This window comes from Curtobacterium sp. NPDC090217 (assembly GCF_044746705.1).
Taxonomy (GTDB): Bacteria; Actinomycetota; Actinomycetes; order Actinomycetales; family Microbacteriaceae; genus Curtobacterium.
This window is the reverse complement of sequence record NZ_JBIVCR010000003.1, coordinates 437,837-458,975: the sequence shown is the minus strand read 5'-3', so window position 1 is coordinate 458,975 and position 21,139 is coordinate 437,837. Positions and strand designations below refer to the sequence as shown.

Genomic DNA, 21,139 nt, shown 5'->3' with positions numbered 1-21,139 from the left:
ACGAGGCTCACCGATCTCCATAAATGGTTTGATTGATCTCGTTCAATACTTCACGGTTGTTCTTGGATGCTTCGGCAACAAGATTGTGATTGTCCAGCAACGCTTGTTGATCAAGGGTCTTCACTTCAATTCCGAACACCGAGTGGGTATCTACAACAGATTTTGGTCCCTGATGCATATGAATCTCGAAGGATCCGTCGAGGAGCGGTATGCGACCGTCCCAGACCTTTCCGGTCAGCTGCGCCTCCAGAAGAAGATCGGGATAACCCTCATGGACGTACTTTGTCGTCGGACTCGGTTCCCATTGCGAAGGCATGCCTGCCCCAGCGAGAGACACCACCGTATCGTAGTGCGCCCCCTCGACCTCGGAGGAGGTGACGTTGGCGAGGCCCCAACTGTGTCCGATAGCGGCCGCCCGAGCGTCGCGCGCGATGTCACTTCCCGCGTTCAATCCACGCTGGAAGTCCGCGAGCCGTTGACCGGCATCGCGAGCGACGGACGGATCGTTAGCTTCCCCGATGCGGAGGAGGTTCATCGTGCTCTTCGGATTCGTCTCACCCGGGTACAAGCCGTCCTTGTAGACGAACGCGACGGTGTCTGCGTGGCGGGACGCCAACCACTGCGCCATGGCTTGAGTCTGCCCGGAATAGAACCCGTTGAGGTCTGCAAACGTGCCGGGCGTGTACGTCACGACGTTCGTGGTTTCAGGGCCGAACGTGCCGATCATCTCGATGATGCGGGATTTGTCGGGGTCATACAGGTACAGCTGCACGCGCGGCGGCTCAGTTGTGGCGTCTCGCAGGTAGCCGATCTCCGCGTTCAACTGGTCGCGCTCCTTCACCAGCGAACTCGTGTCCAAGTGACCACTCAGCAAAGCGATCGAGGTGTTGATCGCGGCGAGTCGGGCTTCATCGTCCTTGAGACGGCGTTCAGCGTTGAGCTTGTTCGCCGCGACTCGCGCCGCTGGCGCAAGTCCATCGAGTGCGCCCATCGCGGCCGGCATACTCGCGATGAACCACTGCTGCGCATCGGTGAAATCGTTCGGTGCAGAAGAGTCCCCCAGCGCAGACCACCATTTGGCCACTGCCTCAGGGCTCGCCTCGGCAATTCGCTTGGCAAGGTCGGGGCACAGTCGCAACATCACGTTGAGGTCAGTCGTCGAGAGGCCGACGAGTATCCCGAGGAGTGCGTCGGGAGCAATAGACGAAGCCGTTGTGGCGCCCAGTTGAGACAGCCCACCAAGTACCGCTCTGGACTGTAGCGCAGCAACACAAGTCGAGTCCATCGACCGCCGATCCGCGACCAACTGCTCCCACTGCGCGTCGATCGCGCGGGACTTTGCCTGCGCATCATCGACCGCAGTCTGTGCGGCAGCGGACTTCCGCTTCGCAGCTGCCGTCGCATCGGGATCGGGCGTCTCCGCCTTGAGCAGTGCCGGCAGCTCGGAATTCGACATGCTGAGCTTCATCTTCGCGAGACCGAGGTCCATCTGCACGCTGGACCGCTGCTGCTCAAGCACCCGCTGCCGGTCCTGCAACTGGGACAGTTGCCCAGCGTACGTCTTCAGAGCGGATGCCTGCGCCTCGAGTCCCGTCGCGAGCAACTCGATGTCCGCAGCATCCGCGGACAGCTTCGAGGCGAACGCGGTCTGGCTCATCGCCTTCCACTCTGCCCCAGAACCCGACCCCACACCCTGCAGCGACTGCTGAGCGTCGCGGATCTTGCCCGCACGCGCGCTCCGGAGCTGCGCCAGCCCCTGGATCGCGGCCGGACTGCCCTGGCTCGGATCATCGTGTGTCCAGGTCACTGCTTCGCCGCCGCTCCGGCCAGCGCAGAGTCCTGTGCCTGGTAGGACTGCTTGGCCTGCAGCGGGAACTTTGCCGCAACTCGCACGTTCTCCGCGACGAGATCCGACCGCTGCACCTGCTGCGCCGTCGCGTTCGACAGCGCCGACGCCACGGCGTCCGATCCCAGTTCGGCATTTCCGGCCCCCTGCCGGATTCGTGAGCCGATCTGGATGTCATCGGCCGCAGCCGTCACCTTCGCCGACGCCGCATCCAGTGCGGCGTAGACGACCTTGAGCTCTCCGCTCACCTGTCACCCCCGTGACGAATCCACGGTCGGCACCGCCCCAGCGGTACCGACCGTGTCGTTGTGATCGGACCGGCTCAGCGACCCAGCTTCGACGCCAGCTGCTGGTCCACGTCACCCAGCGTGGTCGCCGTGGTGCGCAGGAACTGCGCCAGGTCGTTCAGCCCACCGATGGTGTTCTGCGCACCGGAGGTGAAGCGCTGGTACGCGTCGTTGTACGCCCCCGACGACCGGTCCGTCTGGAACCCCGCCTGCGTCAGCGATGCGATCTGCGCCTGCAGCTTCGACAGCGTCGCGTTGATCTCGTCGCGACCAGCAAGCAGCCGGTCCGCGTTGCCGTTGAGCTCCTGGTAGGACACGTTGATGTTCGGCATGGTCATCCCCTCGTTCGGTTTTCGTCGCCAGCCCCTCCGGCGACATCTGGCACGCTACCAGAGGAGGAGAATTCCTCACCCATGCGATGGGAAACAGGCAACGCGACCTGCACCCGGGTGACCCGCCCGGAGTCGACCATGAACCCCCGCCCGAGCGGGAAGTCCGACCGCGTGCAGCGCGGGAAGGCGGTCCGGAACAACGTCAGCCCGTCCGTCTCCTCCGGCTGCAGGGCGATGCCCGCGCGGGCGGTCTTGAGCTCCCCGAACAGCTGCCAGGCGCTCGGCGCGGTGACGGTGTCGGCCTCCGCGAGGACGAACACCCCTGCGCGTCGAGCGGCCTTGATCAACCGCGCGACCTGCGACTCGGCTGGCAGCCCCTCGAAGTCGCCGACGTTCTCGATCACGATGAACGGCGACGGGTCGATCGTCCCTCCTGCTTCGAGCGACGACGCCAGCTGGCTGGCAAGCGCGTCGGCCGAGTCGGAGTCACTCGCGACCGCGGCCCAGTCAGTGGCGTCCCGGAGCGCGCTCCGACGCCCGACGACGAGGTACGCGGGACGGTCCGGGTACGTCGCCGTGACCGACCCGATGAGCGTTCGCATCGTCGTGCTCCGTCCGGACCCGAACGGCCCGGTGACGACGAACAGCCCGTCGGTGGGGATGCCGACGGCCGACAGCGTGTCGTCGGCCACACCGATCGTCGGACGTCCATCGACCGACACGGGAAGCGAGGAGATCCCGACGGAGGCGGGCAGCCGTCGGACCGCCGGTGTCGCCGGGACGCCGCGCGCCACCAGGGAACCGGCCAGGGACTCCACCGAAGCGGCCTGCACGACGAGATCGGCAGAGCCGCTCGGGACGGCGATCTGCACCTCGTGCGATCCCACGAGTCCACGCCCGGGGACGGCGTCCTCGAGCACGTCCGCGGCCACGTCGGCCGCGTTGTACTCGATGTCGCTCGCGAGCCGCAGCACGATCCGTTCGCCGATGTTCGCCTGCAGGTTCGTGGGGAAGGCCCCGACACGGTCGGCCGACATCACGAGGTGCACGCCGAGCGCCCGCCCGGTGGAGGCGATCGCGAGCACCTGGTCGAACAGCTGCAGCGTGCCCGGTCGGAACTCGTACTCGTTCCGGAACGCGCCCATCCCGTCGACGAGCACCAGGATGCGCGGCTCCGCCTCGCCGGTGACGGCCCGGTACTCGGTCAGGGAGGAGGCTCGGGCCGCTGCGAACCGCCGCGAACGGTCCGAGATGGTCGCCTCCAGATCGACCAGGAGGCGCGTGATGCGTTCGTCGTCCGGCCCGCTGATCACGGACCCGACGGTGGGCAGGGCGTCGAGCATCGAGAGCCCGCCGCCGCCGAAGTCGAGTCCGTAGACCTGCACGGGGTGCTCGTCGGCCACCGAGGACGCCGCGATGGCGACGGCGCGGAGCACCGTGGACTTGCCGGAGCCACCGGTCCCGAGGACGGCGACGTTGCCGACGACGTCGAGGTCGACGGCGTAGGCGGTCTGCTGCTGGTGTTCCGGGACGTCGAGCGTGCCGATGACGAGCGACGCTCCGTCGGATCGCCCGACCGCGCCGAGGTCGACGCTCTCGCCGAGCTGGTCGAGCCACGGCTTCCGCGGGATCGCGAGCGAGCGTCGATCCGCCGCGGCCGCGATGGTGCCGGCGAGCCGCTCGATGTCCTTCGCGCGAGCGGTGTCCCGCGGAGCGCGTGCGGCACTCGGCCACATCGTGCCCGGCCCGAACGGGAAGTCCTGCACGTCGATGTCGGGCTCGTGCACGACGTCGTCCGACCGTCCACCGAGGTACGCCGTCTGGAAGTCCAGGACACGCCCCGGTCCGGTCTTCGCCGCAGCGCGGCCGGGGGTGCCCGGATCGAACCACGCCGCGTCGGGCACACCGAGGACGTCGGCGCTGTCCACCTCGTCGGCGACGCGCAGGGCGATGCGGAGGTTCGTGTTCGCGCGCAGGGAGTCCTTGATGACCCCGCTCGGCCGCTGCGTGGCCATCACGAGGTGGAGCCCCAGCGAACGACCACGCTGTGCGACGTCGATGACCCCGTCGATGAACTCGGGGATCTCGGAGGCGAGGGCGGCGAACTCGTCGATGACGATCACGAGCGACGGCGGAGCCGCAGGATCGCCGCGCTGCTCGAGCGTGACGAGGTCCTTCGCACCCCGCTCGTTGAGCAGGTGCTCGCGGTACCGCAGCTCCGCACGCAACGACGTCAGCGCGCGGCGGACCAGGTGCGGGTTGAGGTCGGTGACGAGTCCGACGGTGTGCGGCAGCCCGACGCACTCGGCGAACGCCGCACCGCCCTTGTAGTCGACGAGCAGGAACGTCACGCGGTCCGGCGCCTACTCGGCCGCGATCCCCATGATCCACGTCTGCAGGAACTCGCTCTTGCCGGAACCGGTGGTCCCGCCGACGAGCGCGTGCGGACCCTGGATGCGGAGGTCGAGCGCGAGCGGCTCGCTCGGCCCCTGCCCGATGACCGCCCGGATCCCGCCGGCTTCGCGACCGGCTCCAGGCACCCAGTCCGCGGTGATGCTGTCGTTCTTCGCCCAGCGGCTGACGACGGCCACCGGGTCGCCGGCGAGGTCGCCCTCGTACAGGTCGACGAACGCGACGCTGTGCGGCAGGTCGGTCTCGTCGAGCACGCGGGCACCGGTGTCCTGGACGGGTGCGATGGCCCTGGCGACGGTCGCGGCCTCGATCACGTCGACGCGGTCGAGCTCGTCGAGCACGACCGCCTGGCCGGACCGCACGAACCCGACGGTCGCGGTCCCGGTGGAGCGGTCGAGGGAGATGTACGTCCGGCACACCACCGGTAGCGCCTGCTGCGTCGGGGCGAGCCACAGCACGAAGACGCCGAAGTCCGCGCCCTCCTCGGCGAGCGCCACCAGTCGAGCCCGGTCGGCCGGGGCCTCCGCGGTGACGATGACGAGCACCGCGGGGGTCGCCGGCAGCCGGTCGACGGATTCGCCGTGCTCCTCGTCGAGCGCGTGCCCCTCGTCCAGACGCGACCGCACCTGCTCGCCGCGACCCGCGCCGGCGTCACGACGGGTGGCGACGAGCCCCTCGAGTTCCGCGAGCAGCGTCGACGCGCCCGCGAAGTCGCTGACGAGCCCGCCGGAGCGGAGCGGGCTGTACGCGGAGTCGACGTGCGGCAGCCACTTCAACCACCCCCACTGTTCGGTCGTGGTGCCGCCGGCGAAGGCCGTGACGACGAGGTCGGCCGGGCTGTGCAGGCCGACGAGCTGCACGACGAGCGAACGGGCGACATCGTCGGCGGCGAGCCCGGTCCCGGCGACGCCGATCGCACCGGCTCGTTCGAACGTCTCGATGACCGGGACGGGACCGACGGTGGCGTACTCGTCGGCGAGTGCTTCTGCGCGGTTCCAGTCGTCGACGCTGCCGGTGTTCTTCGACGGCAGCGTGATCGATGCGCGCGACGGCTGGGTCCCTGCGCCGAACCGGACCTCGAGGAAGGTGGTGTGCTCGGGTTTGCGCGTCCACAGCAGCTCGGACCGCGTCCGCATCGCCGCCGTCACGACGGCGGGAGCGGGCGATTCGGCCACCCGGGCGTCGATCTCGCGCGCCCGCTCCGCCGCGAGCCGCGAGCGGACGTCCGCGAGCGAGTCCTCGAAGCGCTGCCGTTCGTCGCGCTTCCGCCGCTTGACCTGCACGCGCTGGTCGATCCACGTCCCGATCATGATCACCGGGGACAGCGCGATGAAGATGAGCGTGTACGGCTGCTTCGTGACGAGGAACAGCACGGCGCCCAGCACGATCGGCGCGATGATCGCGATGATCGGGAGCCGTGGCTTCTCGCCGGGGACGGGGATCTCCGGCAGCGTGAACGACCGGCCCCGGTACGCCGGGTCCACCCGCGGGGACCGCGAGAACTCCGACGGTGTCTCGGTGGCGCCGGGGAGCGTCGGGAGTCCACTGGACGCGAGCGGCACGATGCGGAGCCGGGACTCCCCCACCTGCACCTCGGACGACGGCTCGACGAAGGCCCGTGCGACGAGCCGACCGTCGACGGAGACGCCGTTCGCCGAGTTGAGGTCGACGACCTCGATCGTCTCGCCGACCGTGACCGACGCGTGGCGGCGGGAGACCTCGTCGTCCCCGGCGAGGTACACCTGCGCCATCGCGTCGCGTCCGATGAGGTTCACGCCGCGCGAGAGCGTGTACTCGTGTCCGGCCTCCGGACCGGCGAGCACCTGCACGACGGCGGCGGGTGCGTCCTCCACGTCGTCCCCACGCCGCCGCTCGGTGACCGGCACGACCTCCACCCGGCAGCCGGACCGCAGCGAGGACTCGTGCACCGTCGCCGACGGGTTGAGGAGCCGCGCCTGCGGACGGTCCGGGAACTGCACGCGCAGCGTGAGCGGGTGCACCCCGGCCGGACTGCCGGTCGCCAACCGGTTCGCGAGGCTCCCGATCGTCGCGGTCACGTCCGCCGTCACGACGACGTCGCGATCGCCCCCGGCCGTGCCGCCGATGGTCATCTTGAGTTTCACACGTCACCCCCGCGACCATCTTAGGGAGGCGGCGCGACGAGCGGCGCGTCTACGCGGCGGTGCCGATCGCGTCCAGCTCAGCCACCGCGTCGGCCGGCAGCGCGAAGCCCGCCGACGCGACGTTGTCGCGCAGGTGCGCGACCGACGACGTCCCCGGGATCAGGAGCATGTTCGGCGACCGCTGCAGCAGCCACGACAGCGCGACGGTCAGGCGCGACACCTCGAGACGGGCTGCGACCGCATCGAGCGCCCCCGACTGGATCGGCGAGAACCCGCCGAGCGGGAAGTACGGCACGAAGGCGATCCCCTGGGCAGCGGTGAGGTCGACGAAGGGGTCGTCCTCACGGTGCGCGACGTTGTACAGGTTCTGCACGCACACGACCGGTGCGATGCCCTGCGCCTCCGCGAGCTGTTCGGCGTTCACCGTCGAGAGCCCCAGGTGGTTGATGAGCCCCTGCTGCTGGAGCTCGGCGAGCGCCTCGAACTGGGGAGCGATCGATCCGGGCTGTGGGCCTTCCATGCCACCCATGCGCAGGTTCACCACGTCGAGTCGCTCGACGCCGAGGTTCCGGAGGTTGTCGTGTACCTGCTCGACGAGCTCGTGCGGTTCCCGCGCCTCGGGCCACCCACCCTGGTCGTCGCGTCGGGCGCCGACCTTCGTCACGATGCGCAGGTCGTCCGGGTAGGGCGCGAGCGCCTCGCGGATGAGGCCGTTCGTCACGAACGGACCGTAGTAGTCCGACGTGTCGATGTGCGTGATGCCGAGCTCGACGACCTCGCGCAGCACACGGATCGCCTCGTCGTGGTCGGCGGGCGGGCCGAACGCCCCGGGTCCGGCCAGCTGCATCGCGCCGTACCCGACACGGGTGAGTTCGAGGTCGTCGGCGAGACGGTACGTGCCGCCGGGGAGGGTGGTGTTCGTCATGTCGTCCACGATCCTCCTGGACCGGGATCGGTGACAGGCCCCGATGGTCCCTGGGACCCGGGGTCCTAGGAGCGGTACCCGACGATCCGGCGAACCGCTTCCTCCACACGAGAACGCCGCTCGCGGGCGTCCACAGGCTCGACGAACACGGCGTCGGGCAACGACGTCTCCGCGTGGACCACGGCGAGCAGGTACCCGAGCAACTCCGCCGCGTCGAACACGTCGGTGTCGACCGCACCGCCACCGGACCCGGCGAGGACCCCGACCGCGTCGGCGAACGGTGCGCCGTCCACATCGGGGGCCGTCCCGCCCGCAGCCACGTGGTCGAACAGGTCACCGGCGAACCGGGGCAGGTCCTCCGGGTCGAACCGCACCCCGCCGAACATCGTCATGACGCGATCCTACGGAGCCGCACGCTTCGCGGGCTTCGGGAAGGCCGAGCGCATGTGGTCGGATGTGAGCACGTCACCGATGCCGATCATGAACACCGAGAAGACGATCTGCTCGATCACCATCCAGAACGGGTAGAGCCCGGGGATCGCCGCGATGATGAGCGTCACGATCGGGAAGATCCTGCTGAACAACCGCAGCCGCTGGTACGCCCAGTAGTACCCGAGCTGCGCACGCCAGGCGAACACGTACAGCGTCAGCGTGATGAGGAGCACCACGGTCGCCCGGAACCACACGGCCCACGGGATCGTCTCGCCGGCCCGCGTGAGCAGGATCGCCACGACGATCGCGGCGAGACCCACCACCGTCTCGGCGACGAGCAACCAGCGGATCCACCGGAACGACCGCACGGTCGCGGGGTGCGCGAGCATGTCCTCACGGATCACGTAGTCGGCCTGTCGGCCGCCGGCCAGGCGGTCGAGCCGGAGACGACACCAGAGCCGGTCGGCCCGGTCCGCGATGGATTGCTGCGTCACCCGTCCATGGTGCCGTATCCGGCGCGGATCACGTGCCACGAGCCTCCCGTCCGACCAGCCGGGAGGCTCGGAACGCGACCGGCGCGCACCCCGCGCGACCCGCGTGGCCGGGTCCACGGCATCAGCCGGCTGGCAGCAGCTCGGCACCACCCAGGATGGTGGTCGTGTTCCAGTCGAGGATCACGAGCGAGTGCACCTGGGGCGGCAGGATCTGCGGGACGCGCAGGTCGATGACCGCGGACGTCGCGCCGTGCGGGATCGTGCCGACCTCGACGGGGTCACCGTCCGGGACCCATCGTGCTTCCTGCCCGGTGCCCACCACGTCGCCGCCGGTCAGCTGCACCCGGACGTCTGCGGTCGCGAGGTCGGTCCGGAAGTCCGTGATCGTGACGCGCAGCGCACGCTCGCCCGACCTCGTCACCGTGACGTGGCCCGTCGTGTTGACGCCGATCGGGATGATGTCACCATCCACCGGCAGCCCGGTGCGGTACCAGGGCTCCTGGTGCGGTGGCACGGTCGCGACGACGTTCGTCGGCGCACGCTCGACGGCCGTGTGCGCCGTCGGGGCCGGAGCGAGCAGCCAGAAGAAGACCGCCGCGGCGACGATCACGCCGGCCGCGCCGATCGCTGCCCAGCCGTTCGGCGTGGGCCCGTGCCCGGGTGACATGCACGGAGCCTACGCCCGTGCATGCCGTTCCGGGGAGGGATCAGGTGCGCTTCCGGCGCTCGCGGACGCGCATGTTCACGGTGATCGGCGTTCCAGCGAAGCCCCAGACCTCGCGCAGACGCCTGGTGATGAACCGGCGGTACTGCGGGTCGAGGAACTGGGTCGTGAAGAGCACGAACGTCGGCGGCTGGCTCGCGGCCTGGGTGCCGAAGAGGATGCGCGGCTGGCGTCCGCCACGGACGGGGTGCGGGTGCTCCTGGACGAGCTCGGCGATGAAGGCGTTGACCTTGCCCGTCGGGATGCGGGTGTCCCACGACTCGAGCGCGGTCTCGAGGGCCGGGACGAGCTTCTCGAGGTGCCGGCCGGTGCGGGCCGAGATGTTCACGCGCGGCGCCCAGGCCACGTGCGCGAGGTCCTGTTCGATCTCACGCTCGAGGTACCGACGACGCTCGTCGTCGAGCAGGTCCCACTTGTTGTACGCGAGGACCAGTGCGCGACCGGACTCGAGCACGAGGTCGATGATGCGGAGGTCCTGGACGGACACCGGCTCGGTGACGTCGAGGACGACCACGGCGACCTCGGCCTTCTCGAGCGCGGCCGTCGTGCGGAGCGAGGCGTAGAAGTCCGCGCCCTGCTGGAGGTGCACGCGCTTGCGGATGCCGGCGGTGTCGACGAAGCGCCAGACACGGCCGCCGAGCTCGACCTGCTCGTCCACGGGGTCGCGGGTGGTGCCGGCGAGCTCGTTCACGACGACGCGCTCTTCACCGGCCGCCTTGTTGAGCAGCGAGCTCTTGCCGACGTTCGGGCGTCCGAGGATCGCCACGCGACGCGGGCCGCCGATCTCCTGCTTCGAGACCGCCGAGACGTCGGGGAGGGTGGTGATGATGAGGTCGAGGAGGTCCGCGACGCCACGACCGTGGAGTGCGGAGACCGGGTGCGGCTCGCCGAGCCCGAGGTTCCAGAGCTCGTAGGCGTCGAGGTCGCGGCGGTCGTCGTCGGACTTGTTCGCCACGACGATCACCGGCTTGTCGGTGCCGCGCAGCATCTTCACGACGTGCTCGTCGGTCGCGGTGATGCCGACCGTGACGTCGACGACGAACAGCACGGCGTCGGCGAGGTCGATCGCGACTTCTGCCTGGAGCGCGACCGAGGCGTTGATGCCCTTCGCGTCGGGCTCCCACCCGCCGGTGTCCACCAGGGTGAACCGCTTGTCGTTCCACTCGGCCTTGTAGCTCACACGGTCGCGCGTGACGCCGGGGACGTCCTGCACGACGGCTTCGCGGCGACCGATGATGCGGTTCACGAGCGCGGACTTGCCGACGTTCGGACGACCGACGATCGCGAGCACCGGGAGTGCCGGCAGGTACGCGACGCCGTCCTCGCCGAACTGCGCGGAGTCGAGGAGCGCGACGTCTTCCTCGTCGAGGTCGTAGTCCTCGAGGCCGGCGCGGAGTGCGGTCGCCCGCTGCTCCGCTTCCGACTCGTCGAGGCCCGCAAGACGCTCGCCGAGGGCGTCGTCGTACTCCGGGAAGTCGTCGTGCTCTGGTCCGTTGTCCAGCTGCGCCATGGTGGGTTCCTTGCCGGCGGCCGGTCGGCCGCGTGTGTTCGGGCCCGTCGGGCCGGTGTCAGTGTCCGGCCGCGCGGGCCAGGTCGACGACCGCCTGCACGGTCTGGTCGAAGTCGAGATCGGTGGAGTCGAGCGTCGTCACGCCGTCTGCGGCGTTCATGAAGTCGACGACCTTCGCATCGGCTGCGTCACGTCGGGCGAGTGCAGCCGAGGTCTCGGCGGCCGACTGGGTCGTGACCTCCGCCGAGCGTCGGGCCATTCTAACCTGCTCGTCGGCGGTCAGGAGGATCCGGACGTCGGCGTCGGGCGCGACCACCGTCGTGATGTCCCGCCCCTCGGTGATGATCCCCTTCGCATCGGTCTTGCGCATCACGTTCCGGAACAGCTGCACGAGGCGCTTCCGGACGTCGGGGAGCTTCGCGATGTGCGCCACCGCCGCCGTCACCTCCGGGGTGCGGATCGCATCGGTCACGTCGGTGCCTGCCACGCGGACGAAGTACGCGTCCGGGTCGGTGCCGATCTCGTAGTCGAACGTGTCCCAGCTCGTCAGGATCGCCGCGGCGTCGTCGAGGTCGACCTCCTGCTGCAGGGCGTGCCACGCCAGCGCGCGGTAGGCGGCGCCGGTGTCCTGGTAGCCGAACCCGAGCGCGCGAGCGGCTGCCCGGGAGACGCTGGACTTGCCGCTGCCGGCCGGACCGTCCACCGCGATCACGAACTTCGCGACGTACGCGCCGTCCGCGAGACCGGCCGGCATCGGGTCGCGGGTCAGGCCCGGTTCGCCACTGCCCTGGCCGTCGGCGCCGCCGATGTCGCCACCGGTCACCGGGCCGGGCTGATCGACGGGCGTGGGGAGCCCGGTGTCGGGGCCGTCGGGCCCACCGGTCACGCCGGACTCGTTCTGGTCGTTCAGGCCCATGCTGCTGCGATCCTCCATCCGCGGCTCTCGAGTTCGTCGACGAGTCGCTGTTCCTGCTCGGGCACGACCGACGCCTCGACGATGCCGATCGGTGCTCCGGGTGAGTGCTCGAGGCGCATGTCCTCGAGGTTGATGCCGATCTCGCCGATGGTCGTGAGGAGTTCGGCGATCTGCCCGGGTCGGTCGTCCACCAGGACGACGACCTGGGCGAAGCGCTTGGTGGTGCCGTGCTTGCCCGGGAGTCGCTCGACGCCGCGGTTCCCCGACGCCATGGTCTCGGCGATCGTGCGCGGAGCACCGGGTGCGTCGGGGTCGGCGAGGGCATCGATGACCTTCGTCAGCTCGTCCCGCAGGTCGCTCAGGACCGGCCGGATGTGCGCCGCGTTCGCCCCGATGATCTGGACCCAGAGCCCTGGATCGCTCGCCGCGACCCGGGTGACGTCGCGGACGCCTCCGCCGGCCAGTCCGAGCGCCGACTCGGGAGCGCTGCGGAGTCGGGACGCCATCAGCGTCGAGACGAGTTGCGGGACGTGCGACATGATCGCCACGGCCTGGTCGTGCGGCTCGGGCTCCATCGGGACGACCGTCGCCTCGAGGTCGAGGGCGAGGGCTTCGACCACGGCCGCCCGGCGGTGCGTGATGTCGTCGTGGCCGGCGATCACCCACGGGCGACCGATGAACAGGTCGGCGCGCGCCGCGGTCGGGCCGCTGCGCTCCCGACCGGCCATCGGGTGCGACCCGACGTACCGCGTGACGTCGGCGCCGGCGGCACGGAGACGCTCGAGCGGCACCGACTTCACGCTCGCCACGTCGGTGACGACCGCGTCGGGGTAGGCGGTGAGCTCCCGCTCGACGACCTGTGCGGTGACGTCCGGCGGGACCGCGACGACGACGAGTTCGGGAGCATCCCCGTCGGCCGGGCGACGGCCGGCGCCGTAGTCCACGGCGAGCGCGAGCGCTGCTGGTGAGACGTCGTCGAGGATGACCTCCACGCCCTTCTGCCGGAGACCGAGGCCGATCGATGCGCCGAGCAGGCCGGCGCCGACCACGCGCACGGGTCCGCGGAGCCGGCGGTCGGGCTCCGGTGTCGTGCCGGGGTGGGGCGTCTGGGTCACCTGGCAACCCTACCGACCGGTCCCGGTCGTTCCGGATCGGTGAGTGCGATCGTCGCGGCACGGGCGGTCGCGAGGACCTCTTCCTCCGACGCGCGGGTTCCCAGCGCGGCGAACAGTGCCGCACTCACGGTGTCGAACGCCATGCGCGCGCGGAGCCGCTCGGTCCAGGGGGCCTCCGCCGGGACGAGCCGATCGACGACCTCGTCGAACCACGAACGGATGTCGCCGCCCTCGTCCGCGAACTTCTGCATCATCGGCCGGTTGGCGTGCGCGAACCGCATCCCGCGGATCCGGCCGGGCGAGGTCGAGTCGACCCAGCGCAGGGCGGTCCGGCGCAGCAGGTCCGGGCCCGGCGGCTGCTCGTCGATCCAGGCGAGCAGGGCGTCGAGCTCACCGCGGCGATCGTCCAGCAGCGCACGGATGATCGCCTCCTTGCTGGCGAAGTGGTAGTAGAGCGACGACTTCGTGACGCCGAGCGCCTCGGCGATGTCTCGGATGGAGGTGCCTTCGTACCCGCGGCTGGTGAAGAGCTCCAGCGCGACGCGGAGGATCTCCGCGCGCGTCTCGCTGCCGGGGCGGCGGGTCGAGGTCGCGTTGCTCATGGTCGCCATCCTACTTGCCGAACGATCGTTCGGTAGCTATCGTCGTGCTGACCGAACGATCGTTCGGCAACGAGGAAGGGATGGACCATGGACGACCAACCGAGCATCGCGATCATCGGAGCCGGTCCGGGTGGACTGCTCAGCGCCCGGGTGCTGCAGCTCGCAGGGCTGCGGGTCACCGTGTACGACGCCGACGCGTCGCTCGCGTCCAGGAACCAGGGCGGCACGCTCGACCTGCATGCCGATAGCGGCCAGATCGCGATCGAGGACGCCGGGCTCGTCGACGAGTTCGCCGCCCTCGCTCGGCCGGAGGGGCAGTCGAAGCGCATGGTCGCCCCGGACGGCACCCTGCTGATGGAGCACGTCGCGTCACCGGACGAGTTCGCTGCGCCCGAGATCGACCGTGCCCAGCTCCGGACGATGCTCGCCGAGTCGCTGGCGCCCGGGACCATCCGGTGGGGCCGGAAGCTGACCGAGGTCGTGCCGGGTCCGCCGCACGAGCTCGTCTTCGCGGACGGCGCCGTCGAACGCGCGGACCTCGTCATCGGTGCCGACGGCGCGTGGTCACGGGTCCGGGCGGCACTGACGGACACGCTCCCCCACTACACCGGCGTCAGCTTCGTCGAGGTCCTCTTCACGGCGGTCTCCACGGCACACCCGGAGATCGCCCGACTCGTCGGCGACGGGCACCTCTGGGCGAACGGTGACGGTCGGACGATGGTCCTGCAGCGCAACAGCGACGACGTGGTCCGGGGCTACCTGGGGATGCGCGTGGACCTCGACTGGCTCGCCGCGGCCGGCCTCGGCACGGCGGACGGGCGCGGCGGTGTGCTGGCCGAGAGCCCGGCGCTCGACGCGAACGCCACGCAGGCGACGGACACCGAGCGGGTGCGTGACGAGCTGCTGGTGCGGTTCCGGGACTTCTCCCCCGAGCTGCTCCGCGTGGTCGTCGACAGCGAGGGCTCGCTCGCGAACCGCCCGATCATGGCGCTCCCGACGCCGACGGAGTGGCGCCACGTGGCCGGGGTGACCCTGCTCGGCGACGCCGCCCACGTCATGTCGCCGTTCGGGGGCAACGGGGTGAACCTCGCACTGCTCGACGCGGCCGAGCTGGCTCGGGCGATCGTCGGTGCGCTCCGGGACGGCACCGACGTGGACCGGGCGATCCGTTCCGCCGAGCGCGTCGTGATCGACCGCGGTGCATCGATCGGACGGAGTGCGAACGAGGCGATCGTCGAGCACTTCGCCGCCGGCGGCCCTGATCTCGACGACGTGCCGGACTTCGACGTCGAGGCGGAACGCTGGCGCGCGGGGGCCGAGGCCTACCGTGCGGCGCAGCGTTCTTGAGCCCCGGCGATCAGTCGCTGGTCTCCGCGGAGTCCGGCCCCGTCGGCGCACTCGCACCGCGCGCGATGCCGAGCAACTTGCCGAGCTCGACGTTGCTCAGCTCGCGGGTCCGGCCACTCGGCAGGCTCCCCAGGTGCAGCGGCCCGAACGAGCGGCGGACCAGCTCGTTGACCGGGTGACCGACCGCATCGAACATGCGGCGGACGATGCGGTTGCGGCCCGAGTGCAGCGTCAGTTCGACCAGGGACTCCCCGCGCGACGACTCGAGCAGGCGGACCTTGTCGGCGGCGATCGGGCCGTCCTCCAGGTCGATGCCGTCGAGCAGCAGCTGGACCGTGGCGGGGTTGACGTTGCCGGCGACCTTCGCGATGTAGGTCTTGGTCACGCCGAACGAGGGGTGCGCGAGCACGTGGGCGAGTGCACCGTCGTTCGTGAGCAGCAGCAGGCCCGAGGTCTCGGCGTCGAGTCGCCCGACGTTGAACAGGCGCTCCTCGAACTTCTCGACGAACTGCGACAGGTCAGCACGGCCGCGTTCGTCGAGCATGCTCGACACGACGCCCGTCGGCTTGTTCAGCAGGACGTAGCGGCGCGAGGTGTCGACCTGCACGGGCACACCGTCGACCGCGATCGCGTCCGTCTCCGGGTCGACCCGACGCCCGAGAGCCTCGACGACGGCACCGTTCACGGTGACACGCCCCTCGGCGATCAGGTTCTCGGCGACCCGTCGCGACGCGACACCGGCCGCAGCGATGACCTTCTGGAGGCGCTCACCGTCCGGCTGCAGGTCGGCCGGCGTCGACGCACCCTCGGCTGCGTCCCACTCGGGGATGATCGGGCGTTCCGGCGTGCCCTCCACCGGGGTCCCCGCGGCGTCGCGCTCCCCCGCTGGTCGTGGCGTCGTCGCACGGTTCCGGACGGTCGCGGTCCCGCCGACGTAGCGTCGACCGTTGTGCCAGACGCGGCTGGCCTGCCCGTCGTCTTCGCGGCGATCGCGGCCGCGGTCGTCCCGGCGATTGCGCTGGTCGCGCTGGTCACGGTCGGCGTTGCTCCACCGAGGGCGATCCGTCCGACGGTCTCCGGTCGGCGCGCCGCGGCGGTCGTCGTCGCGACGGCCGTACCCGCGGTCGTCGCGGCCGCCCTGCGGTCGATCGTCACGACCGCCCTGGGGCCGGTCGTCTCGACGGCCGTACCCGCGGTCGTCACGACGGGAGGCACCGCGGTCGTCACGACCGGGTCCACCACGGTCGTCCTGACGCGGACGGTACGCGCGATCGTCGTCACGGCGGCCGTACGCACGGTCACCGGCGCCACGGTCATCGCGGCGCGGACCACCACGGTCGTCCTGACGCGGACGGTACCCACGATCGTCGTCACGACGGCCGTACCCACCGCCCGCAGCGCCACGGTCATCGCGACGCGGACCACCACGGTCGTCCCGACGGGGACCACCACGGTCATCGCGGCGCGGACCACCTCGGTCATCCTGACGCGGACGGTACCCACGATCGTCGTCACGGCGGCCGTACCCACCGCTCCCAGCGCCACGGTCATCACGGCGCGGACCGCCACGGTCGTCCTGACGCGGACGGTACCCACGATCGTCGTCACGACGGCCGTACCCACCGCCCGCAGCGCCACGGTCATCGCGATGCGGACCACCACGGTCGTCCCGCCGGGGCGCCCCGCGGTCATCCTGACGCGGACGGTACCCACGGTCGTCGTCACGACGGCCGTACCCACGGTCACCAGCACGGTCGTCCCGGCGAGGCGCTCCGCGGTCGTCGTCGCGGCGGCCGTACCCACGGTCGTCGCGCTGGCCCGGCGCACCCGAGCGACCGCCGGAACGGTCGCCGTACCCGCGGTCCGCACCACCGGGACGACCGGAGTACCGGTCCCCGTCGCGACCCGACCCGCCCGGGCGACCCGAGCCTCCAGTACGTCCACCGCCGGAGCGGCCGGCGTCTCCGCGACCCGCACCCCCGCGACCGGCGCCGCCGTGTCGTCCGTCCTCATACGCGGCCATCGGGGATCCCTTCGTTCTGCTCGAAGCCGTCGGCGCCGTCCTCCAGGAGGGGCGAGATGAGCGGGAGTTCGTCGAGCGAGTTGATGCCGAGCTGCTGCAGGAGCAACCCGGACGTGACGTAGTTGATGGCACCGGTCTCGGAGTCGGTGAACGACTCCTCGATGAGCCCGCGGGCCACCAGCGTCCTGACGACCCCGTCGACGTTGACGGCCCGGATCGAAGCGATCTGGGAGCGGGTGATCGGTTGCTTGTAGGCGACGACGGCCAGCGTCTCGAGCGCGGCCTGCGACAACCGCGACGGGCGCTCGGCCTCGACGAACTGTTCGACGACGGCGTCCAGGTCGGCTCGGACGTAGAAGCGCCAACCACCGCCGACCTCGCGCAGTTCGAACCCGCGGCGGACGGTGCCGTCGACGCCGTCGAAGTCCGCAACGAGGCGCTCGATGGCCTGGCGGACGACGGGGACTGGCGCGCCCACGGCCGCTCCGAGGGACACGAGGGACTGTGGTTCGTCCGCGATCATCAGGATCGCCTCGAGCTGCCGGTCGACCGGCGCGTCGGACCGCACCGGCACATCGGATCCGACCGGTGCATCGGACCCGACCGGCGCGTCCGACACGGGCGCACCGGCGGCACCGGAACGGATCGACTGCTCGATCGCCCGGGCGTCGGCGACCTCGTCCGCACCGCCGGGTTCGGCACTCGAGACGTCGTGGACGTCATCCGTCATAGTCGGCTCCAAGATTGGCGAGGCTCTCGTCGGTCCAGTGCTCCGCGGTCCACCGCAGGGTGAGCTCCCCGAGCGGTTCGTCCTGCTCGAAGGTGATCGACGCGTTCCGGTAGAGCTCGAGGATCGCGAGGAAGCGAGCCACCACGATACCCGTCATGTCGACGCCGGCGACCAGTTCCCGGAACGAGACGTCCGGATCGCCCGATCCGGCGCGCGTGCGGAGGATCGAGACGACGACGGCTGCCTGCTCCCGGATGCTGACCAGCGGCGCGTGCAGGTGGTCGAGGCCGACGGTCGGGATCTCCCGCGGAGCGAACGCCAGCGCGGCGAGTGCCGCGAAGTCCTGCACCGACAGCGTCCACACGAGCTCCGGCGTGCGGGCGCGGAAGCGTTCCTCGAGCCGGACGCTGCGGACGTGCCGGCGCGACTCGGTGTTCCAGCGCGCACCGAACCAGTCGGCGGCCTGTTTGAACGCCCGGTACTGCAGGAGTCGGGCGAAGAGGAGGTCACGCGCTTCGAGGAGTGCGACGTCCTCGGCGTCGACGAGCTCGCCCTGGGGCAGCAGCCCGGCGATCTTCAGGTCGAGCAGGGTCGCGGCGACGACGAGGAACTCGCTCGCCTCGTCGAGCTCGTCCGCGGACTCCGCCAGCCGGACGTAAGCGATGAACTCCCCCGTGACGACGCCGAGGGACACCTCGGTGATGTCCAGCTCGTGCTTCGTGATGAGCGACAGCAGCAGGTCGAACGGGCCGTCGAAGTTCCGCAGCCGGACGCGGAAGCCCGACCCGTCGGTGGCGTCAGGCGACGGCGCCACGCTGGACGAGCTCTCGTGCGAGCTGCCGGTAGGCGTGCGCCGCAGCGTGGTCCGGAGCGGTCTGGGTGATCGGGCGGGCCGACACCGTGGCGTCCGGGAACTTCACGGTGCGGCCGATCACCGTGTCGAGCACGCTCTCGTCGAAGGTGTCGACGACGCGTTCCATGACCTCGCGCGAGTGCAGCGTCCGCGAGTCGTACATGGTGGCGAGGATGCCGTCGAGCTTCAGGGCGGGGTTCAGCCGGTCGCGCACCTTGTCGATCGTCTCGATGAGCAGCGCGACACCGCGGAGGGCGAAGAACTCGCACTCCAGCGGGATCAGCACGCCGTGCGCGGCGGTGAGGGCGTTGACGGTGAGCAGGCCGAGCGAGGGCTGGCAGTCGACGAGGATGACGTCGTAGTCCCCCGCGACCTTGCGCAGGACGCTCGCGAGGATCTGCTCCCGGGCGACCTCGTTGACGAGGTGGACCTCGGCCGCGGACAGGTCGATGTTCGCCGGGATGACGTCGAGGTACGGCGTGTTCGTCGGCTGGATGACCTGGTTCGGGTCCTTGATGGAGCCCATCAGCAGGTCGTACACGGTGGGGATGTCGTGCGTGCGGACACCGAGCCCTGCGGACAGGGCACCCTGCGGGTCGAAGTCGACGGCGAGGACCTTGCGGCCGTACTCCGCCAGCGCGGCACCGAGGTTGATCGACGTCGTGGTCTTGCCGACGCCGCCCTTCTGGTTGCAGAGGGCGATGATGCGTGCGGGCCCGTGACCATCGAGTTCCTCCGGAACGGGGAACTCCCGAACGGGCCGGCCGGTCGGACCGTACGTGGTCTCGCCGGTGCCGGGCTGTGTCGTCGGGTTGGTGCTCACCGGGCCATCGTACAAGCGCGGGCGACCGGAGCCGGGCCGCACCGCCGGGCTCAGGCCGCCCGCAACGCGACTCGCATGCTGTCGACCCGCTCCGCGATGACGGGGTCGCCCGCCCACCGCTGCTGCAGACGCCCGACGAGCTCACCGACCTGCGCGCGGTCGAGCCCCGGGTGCAGTGCCAGCCCCACGGTCAGTTCCGGGCCGGCGAAGCGGCCGAGCGGGTCGCCCGGCTCGAGCTCGACGCGGGCGACGCTCTGCTCGCCGTCCACCGAGGCGGCGAAGGCGGCCGCGACACCCGGGTCCTCGAAGCACGGTGTCCACGGCAGGTCCTGCCCGATCGCCCAGACCGCCGGCCGACGGAGGACGAACTCGCTCGCTGACGTCGGGTCGAGCACCACGAGCTGCGTGTCCTCGCTCGCGGCGGCCATCGCGACCCGGCGGGACTCGACCGGGATCGGCCGTGCCGTGGCATCCCAGGCCCGCATCGCCGCCACCGAGGTGAACGCGGGCATGACGGTTCGGCCGTCCGGCCCGGCGACGGTGACGATCGAGAGCTCCTGCGTCTTGTCGACGAGCCGGCCGTCCGGGGTCTCCCCGACCTCGCCGGCCTCGGCTACCAGCGGGATCAGCAGGCGAGCCGTTCGCAACGCGGAGACGACGTCGGCCTGCGACGAGCCTGCGGGCAGCGCGGCGATCGCGGCGAGCACGGCCGGGTCGGCGAGTCCGTCGTCGTCGGCGAACGCGTCGTCGTGGCTGTCGAACGTCCGACCGGCCCACGGGAACCCGGCGGAGTCCGCCGCGTGGTCGTGGGGTGTCGCCCCGTCCTCCGGCCCGCCGCCGCGCCCGTTCGAGATGCCCACCATCCGCTACTCCGACGCGATGTCGAGCGCGGCCGGCAGCGTGAACGCGCCGGAGTACAGGGCCTTGCCGATGATCGCGCCCTCGAGTCCGTGCGGCACGAGTTCTCGCAGCGCGACGAGGTCGTCGAGGGTCGAGATGCCGCCGGACGCCACGACGGGCTGGTCCGTACGGTCGCAGACCTGGCGCAGCAGCTCGACGTTCGGCCCCTGCAGCGTGCCGTCCTTCGTGACGTCCGTCACGACGTAGCGGGCACACCCGGCGTCCTCGAGGCGGTCGAGGACCTCCCACAGGTCGCCGGCGTCCTCGGTCCAACCGCGGCTGGCCAGGGTGGTGCCACGGACGTCGAGCCCGACCGCGATCTGCTCGCCGTACTCCCCGATCACCCGCGCGGCCCACGCGGGGTTCTCGAGCGCGGCGGTCCCGAGGTTGACGCGTGCAGCGCCGGTCGCGAGCGCGGCTTCGAGCGACGCGTCGTCGCGGATGCCACCGGAGAGCTCGACCGAGACGCCGTGGACCTCCTTGATCGCGTGCGCGATCACCTTGCGGTTGTCGCCGCGACCGAACGCCGCGTCCAGGTCCACCAGGTGGATCCACTCGGCACCCTGCTCGCGCCAGGTCCGGGCAGCGCTCACCGGGTCACCGTACGAGGTCTCACTGCCGGCTTCGCCCTGGGTCAGGCGGACCGCCTGGCCGTCGACGACGTCGACGGCGGGCAGCAGGACGAGGGGCGGGGTCGAGGTCAGGTCGGTCATGGTCCTGTCGGTTTCGTTGCGGGGTGCGGTAC

Annotated in this window: 19 protein-coding genes and 1 pseudogene; 2 read left to right on the top strand and 18 right to left on the bottom strand. The window is 70.7% G+C overall.

Annotated elements, in window-relative coordinates:
• Positions 1 to 7: 7 nt before the first annotated feature.
• From ACIPJ2_RS14040 to ACIPJ2_RS13985, 12 genes and pseudogenes are all read right to left on the bottom strand, one after another.
• Positions 8 to 1,807 carry a WXG100 family type VII secretion target gene (locus ACIPJ2_RS14040; RefSeq protein ID WP_402729319.1) on the bottom strand — a complete coding sequence of 600 codons (1,800 nt, stop codon included), beginning with the start codon at positions 1,805 to 1,807 and terminating at the stop codon, positions 8 to 10.
• Entirely contained in the window at positions 1,804 to 2,094 is a 291-nt protein-coding gene (locus ACIPJ2_RS14035) for a hypothetical protein (protein ID WP_402729318.1), read from the bottom strand. The genes ACIPJ2_RS14040 and ACIPJ2_RS14035 overlap by 4 nt, the downstream gene beginning before the upstream one ends.
• A gap of 74 nt (positions 2,095 to 2,168) precedes the next feature.
• Complete coding sequence (locus ACIPJ2_RS14030) at positions 2,169 to 2,465, bottom strand: WXG100 family type VII secretion target (protein ID WP_071270879.1); 297 nt, start codon at positions 2,463 to 2,465, stop codon at positions 2,169 to 2,171.
• 2 nt (positions 2,466 to 2,467) lie between these two features.
• Positions 2,468 to 6,988: pseudogene (locus ACIPJ2_RS14025) on the bottom strand (FtsK/SpoIIIE domain-containing protein).
• Between the two features lie 61 nt (positions 6,989 to 7,049).
• Positions 7,050 to 7,925 carry an oxidoreductase gene (locus tag ACIPJ2_RS14020; RefSeq protein WP_402729317.1) on the bottom strand — a complete coding sequence of 292 codons (876 nt, stop codon included), beginning with the start codon at positions 7,923 to 7,925 and terminating at the stop codon, positions 7,050 to 7,052.
• Positions 7,926 to 7,990: 65 nt separating this feature from the next.
• Positions 7,991 to 8,317 (bottom strand): hypothetical protein, encoded by a 327-nt coding sequence (locus ACIPJ2_RS14015; protein WP_402729316.1) that lies wholly within the window; start codon positions 8,315 to 8,317, stop codon positions 7,991 to 7,993.
• A 9-nt stretch (positions 8,318 to 8,326) separates the two neighbouring features.
• Positions 8,327 to 8,851 (bottom strand): hypothetical protein, encoded by a 525-nt coding sequence (locus ACIPJ2_RS14010; protein ID WP_402729315.1) that lies wholly within the window; start codon positions 8,849 to 8,851, stop codon positions 8,327 to 8,329.
• 121 nt (positions 8,852 to 8,972) lie between these two features.
• On the bottom strand, positions 8,973 to 9,518 hold the full coding sequence (locus ACIPJ2_RS14005) for a hypothetical protein (RefSeq protein WP_402729314.1): 546 nt from the start codon (positions 9,516 to 9,518) through the stop codon (positions 8,973 to 8,975).
• Between the two features lie 40 nt (positions 9,519 to 9,558).
• Positions 9,559 to 11,085: a ribosome biogenesis GTPase Der gene (gene der, locus ACIPJ2_RS14000; RefSeq protein WP_402729313.1), complete on the bottom strand. Its 1,527-nt coding sequence runs from the start codon at positions 11,083 to 11,085 to the stop codon at positions 9,559 to 9,561.
• A gap of 58 nt (positions 11,086 to 11,143) precedes the next feature.
• Positions 11,144 to 11,839 carry a (d)CMP kinase gene (cmk, locus tag ACIPJ2_RS13995; protein WP_402729351.1) on the bottom strand — a complete coding sequence of 232 codons (696 nt, stop codon included), beginning with the start codon at positions 11,837 to 11,839 and terminating at the stop codon, positions 11,144 to 11,146.
• Positions 11,840 to 11,991: 152 nt separating this feature from the next.
• The gene (locus tag ACIPJ2_RS13990) at positions 11,992 to 13,116 is read right to left on the bottom strand and encodes a prephenate dehydrogenase (protein WP_402729312.1); all 1,125 of its coding nucleotides are present in this window, start codon (positions 13,114 to 13,116) and stop codon (positions 11,992 to 11,994) included.
• Complete coding sequence (locus tag ACIPJ2_RS13985; RefSeq protein ID WP_402729311.1) at positions 13,113 to 13,718, bottom strand: TetR/AcrR family transcriptional regulator; 606 nt, start codon at positions 13,716 to 13,718, stop codon at positions 13,113 to 13,115. Before ACIPJ2_RS13985 ends, ACIPJ2_RS13990 begins: the two co-directional genes overlap by 4 nt.
• A gap of 87 nt (positions 13,719 to 13,805) precedes the next feature.
• Here ACIPJ2_RS13985 and ACIPJ2_RS13980 point away from each other — a divergent pair, with 87 nt between their 5' ends.
• Positions 13,806 to 15,065 carry an FAD-dependent oxidoreductase gene (locus tag ACIPJ2_RS13980; RefSeq protein ID WP_402729310.1) on the top strand — a complete coding sequence of 420 codons (1,260 nt, stop codon included), beginning with the start codon at positions 13,806 to 13,808 and terminating at the stop codon, positions 15,063 to 15,065.
• Positions 15,066 to 15,075: 10 nt separating this feature from the next.
• Here the strand turns inward: ACIPJ2_RS13980 and ACIPJ2_RS13975 are convergent, their stop codons facing one another.
• Positions 15,076 to 15,849, bottom strand: a complete 774-nt coding sequence (locus ACIPJ2_RS13975) for a pseudouridine synthase (protein ID WP_281267562.1) — start codon at positions 15,847 to 15,849, stop codon at positions 15,076 to 15,078.
• Positions 15,850 to 16,014: 165 nt separating this feature from the next.
• Here ACIPJ2_RS13975 and ACIPJ2_RS13970 point away from each other — a divergent pair, with 165 nt between their 5' ends.
• Positions 16,015 to 17,148 (top strand): hypothetical protein, encoded by a 1,134-nt coding sequence (locus ACIPJ2_RS13970; protein WP_402729309.1) that lies wholly within the window; start codon positions 16,015 to 16,017, stop codon positions 17,146 to 17,148.
• Here the strand turns inward: ACIPJ2_RS13970 and scpB are convergent.
• Genes scpB through priA form a run of 5 tightly spaced genes read right to left on the bottom strand, consistent with a single transcriptional unit; the run spans position 17,075 to position 21,107 of the window.
• A complete protein-coding gene (gene scpB, locus ACIPJ2_RS13965) occupies positions 17,075 to 17,818 on the bottom strand; it encodes an SMC-Scp complex subunit ScpB (protein WP_402729308.1) in 744 nt (247 codons plus the stop codon). The two genes, ACIPJ2_RS13970 and scpB, sit on opposite strands and share 74 nt — an antisense overlap.
• Positions 17,808 to 18,632 (bottom strand): ScpA family protein, encoded by an 825-nt coding sequence (locus ACIPJ2_RS13960; protein ID WP_281267465.1) that lies wholly within the window; start codon positions 18,630 to 18,632, stop codon positions 17,808 to 17,810. The genes scpB and ACIPJ2_RS13960 overlap by 11 nt, the downstream gene beginning before the upstream one ends.
• Positions 18,616 to 19,494, bottom strand: a complete 879-nt coding sequence (locus tag ACIPJ2_RS13955; RefSeq protein ID WP_281267464.1) for a ParA family protein — start codon at positions 19,492 to 19,494, stop codon at positions 18,616 to 18,618. Before ACIPJ2_RS13955 ends, ACIPJ2_RS13960 begins: the two co-directional genes overlap by 17 nt.
• A 50-nt stretch (positions 19,495 to 19,544) precedes the next feature.
• Positions 19,545 to 20,357 carry an SseB family protein gene (locus tag ACIPJ2_RS13950; protein WP_402729307.1) on the bottom strand — a complete coding sequence of 271 codons (813 nt, stop codon included), beginning with the start codon at positions 20,355 to 20,357 and terminating at the stop codon, positions 19,545 to 19,547.
• A gap of 3 nt (positions 20,358 to 20,360) precedes the next feature.
• The gene (gene priA, locus ACIPJ2_RS13945; protein ID WP_402729306.1) at positions 20,361 to 21,107 is read right to left on the bottom strand and encodes a bifunctional 1-(5-phosphoribosyl)-5-((5-phosphoribosylamino)methylideneamino)imidazole-4-carboxamide isomerase/phosphoribosylanthranilate isomerase PriA; all 747 of its coding nucleotides are present in this window, start codon (positions 21,105 to 21,107) and stop codon (positions 20,361 to 20,363) included.
• Between the last annotated feature and the right edge of the window lie 32 nt (positions 21,108 to 21,139).

Bases quoted from the DNA above. Each gene is read 5' to 3' on its own strand.
- ACIPJ2_RS13985 (WP_402729311.1), bottom strand. From the start codon at position 13,718: ATGAGCAACGCGACCTCGACCCGCCGCCCCGGCAGCGAGACGCGCGCG.
- ACIPJ2_RS14005 (WP_402729314.1), bottom strand. From the start codon at position 9,518: ATGTCACCCGGGCACGGGCCCACGCCGAACGGCTGGGCAGCGATCGGC.
- ACIPJ2_RS14030 (WP_071270879.1), bottom strand. From the start codon at position 2,465: ATGCCGAACATCAACGTGTCCTACCAGGAGCTCAACGGCAACGCGGAC.
- cmk (WP_402729351.1), bottom strand. From the start codon at position 11,839: ATGCCGGCCGGTCTCGCGGACGGCGCGTACGTCGCGAAGTTCGTGATC.
- scpB (WP_402729308.1), bottom strand. From the start codon at position 17,818: ATGACGGATGACGTCCACGACGTCTCGAGTGCCGAACCCGGCGGTGCG.
- ACIPJ2_RS13980 (WP_402729310.1), top strand. From the start codon at position 13,806: ATGGACGACCAACCGAGCATCGCGATCATCGGAGCCGGTCCGGGTGGA.
- ACIPJ2_RS14015 (WP_402729316.1), bottom strand. From the start codon at position 8,317: ATGACGATGTTCGGCGGGGTGCGGTTCGACCCGGAGGACCTGCCCCGG.
- ACIPJ2_RS13950 (WP_402729307.1), bottom strand. From the start codon at position 20,357: ATGGTGGGCATCTCGAACGGGCGCGGCGGCGGGCCGGAGGACGGGGCG.
- ACIPJ2_RS14020 (WP_402729317.1), bottom strand. From the start codon at position 7,925: ATGACGAACACCACCCTCCCCGGCGGCACGTACCGTCTCGCCGACGAC.
- priA (WP_402729306.1), bottom strand. From the start codon at position 21,107: ATGACCGACCTGACCTCGACCCCGCCCCTCGTCCTGCTGCCCGCCGTC.
- der (WP_402729313.1), bottom strand. From the start codon at position 11,085: ATGGCGCAGCTGGACAACGGACCAGAGCACGACGACTTCCCGGAGTAC.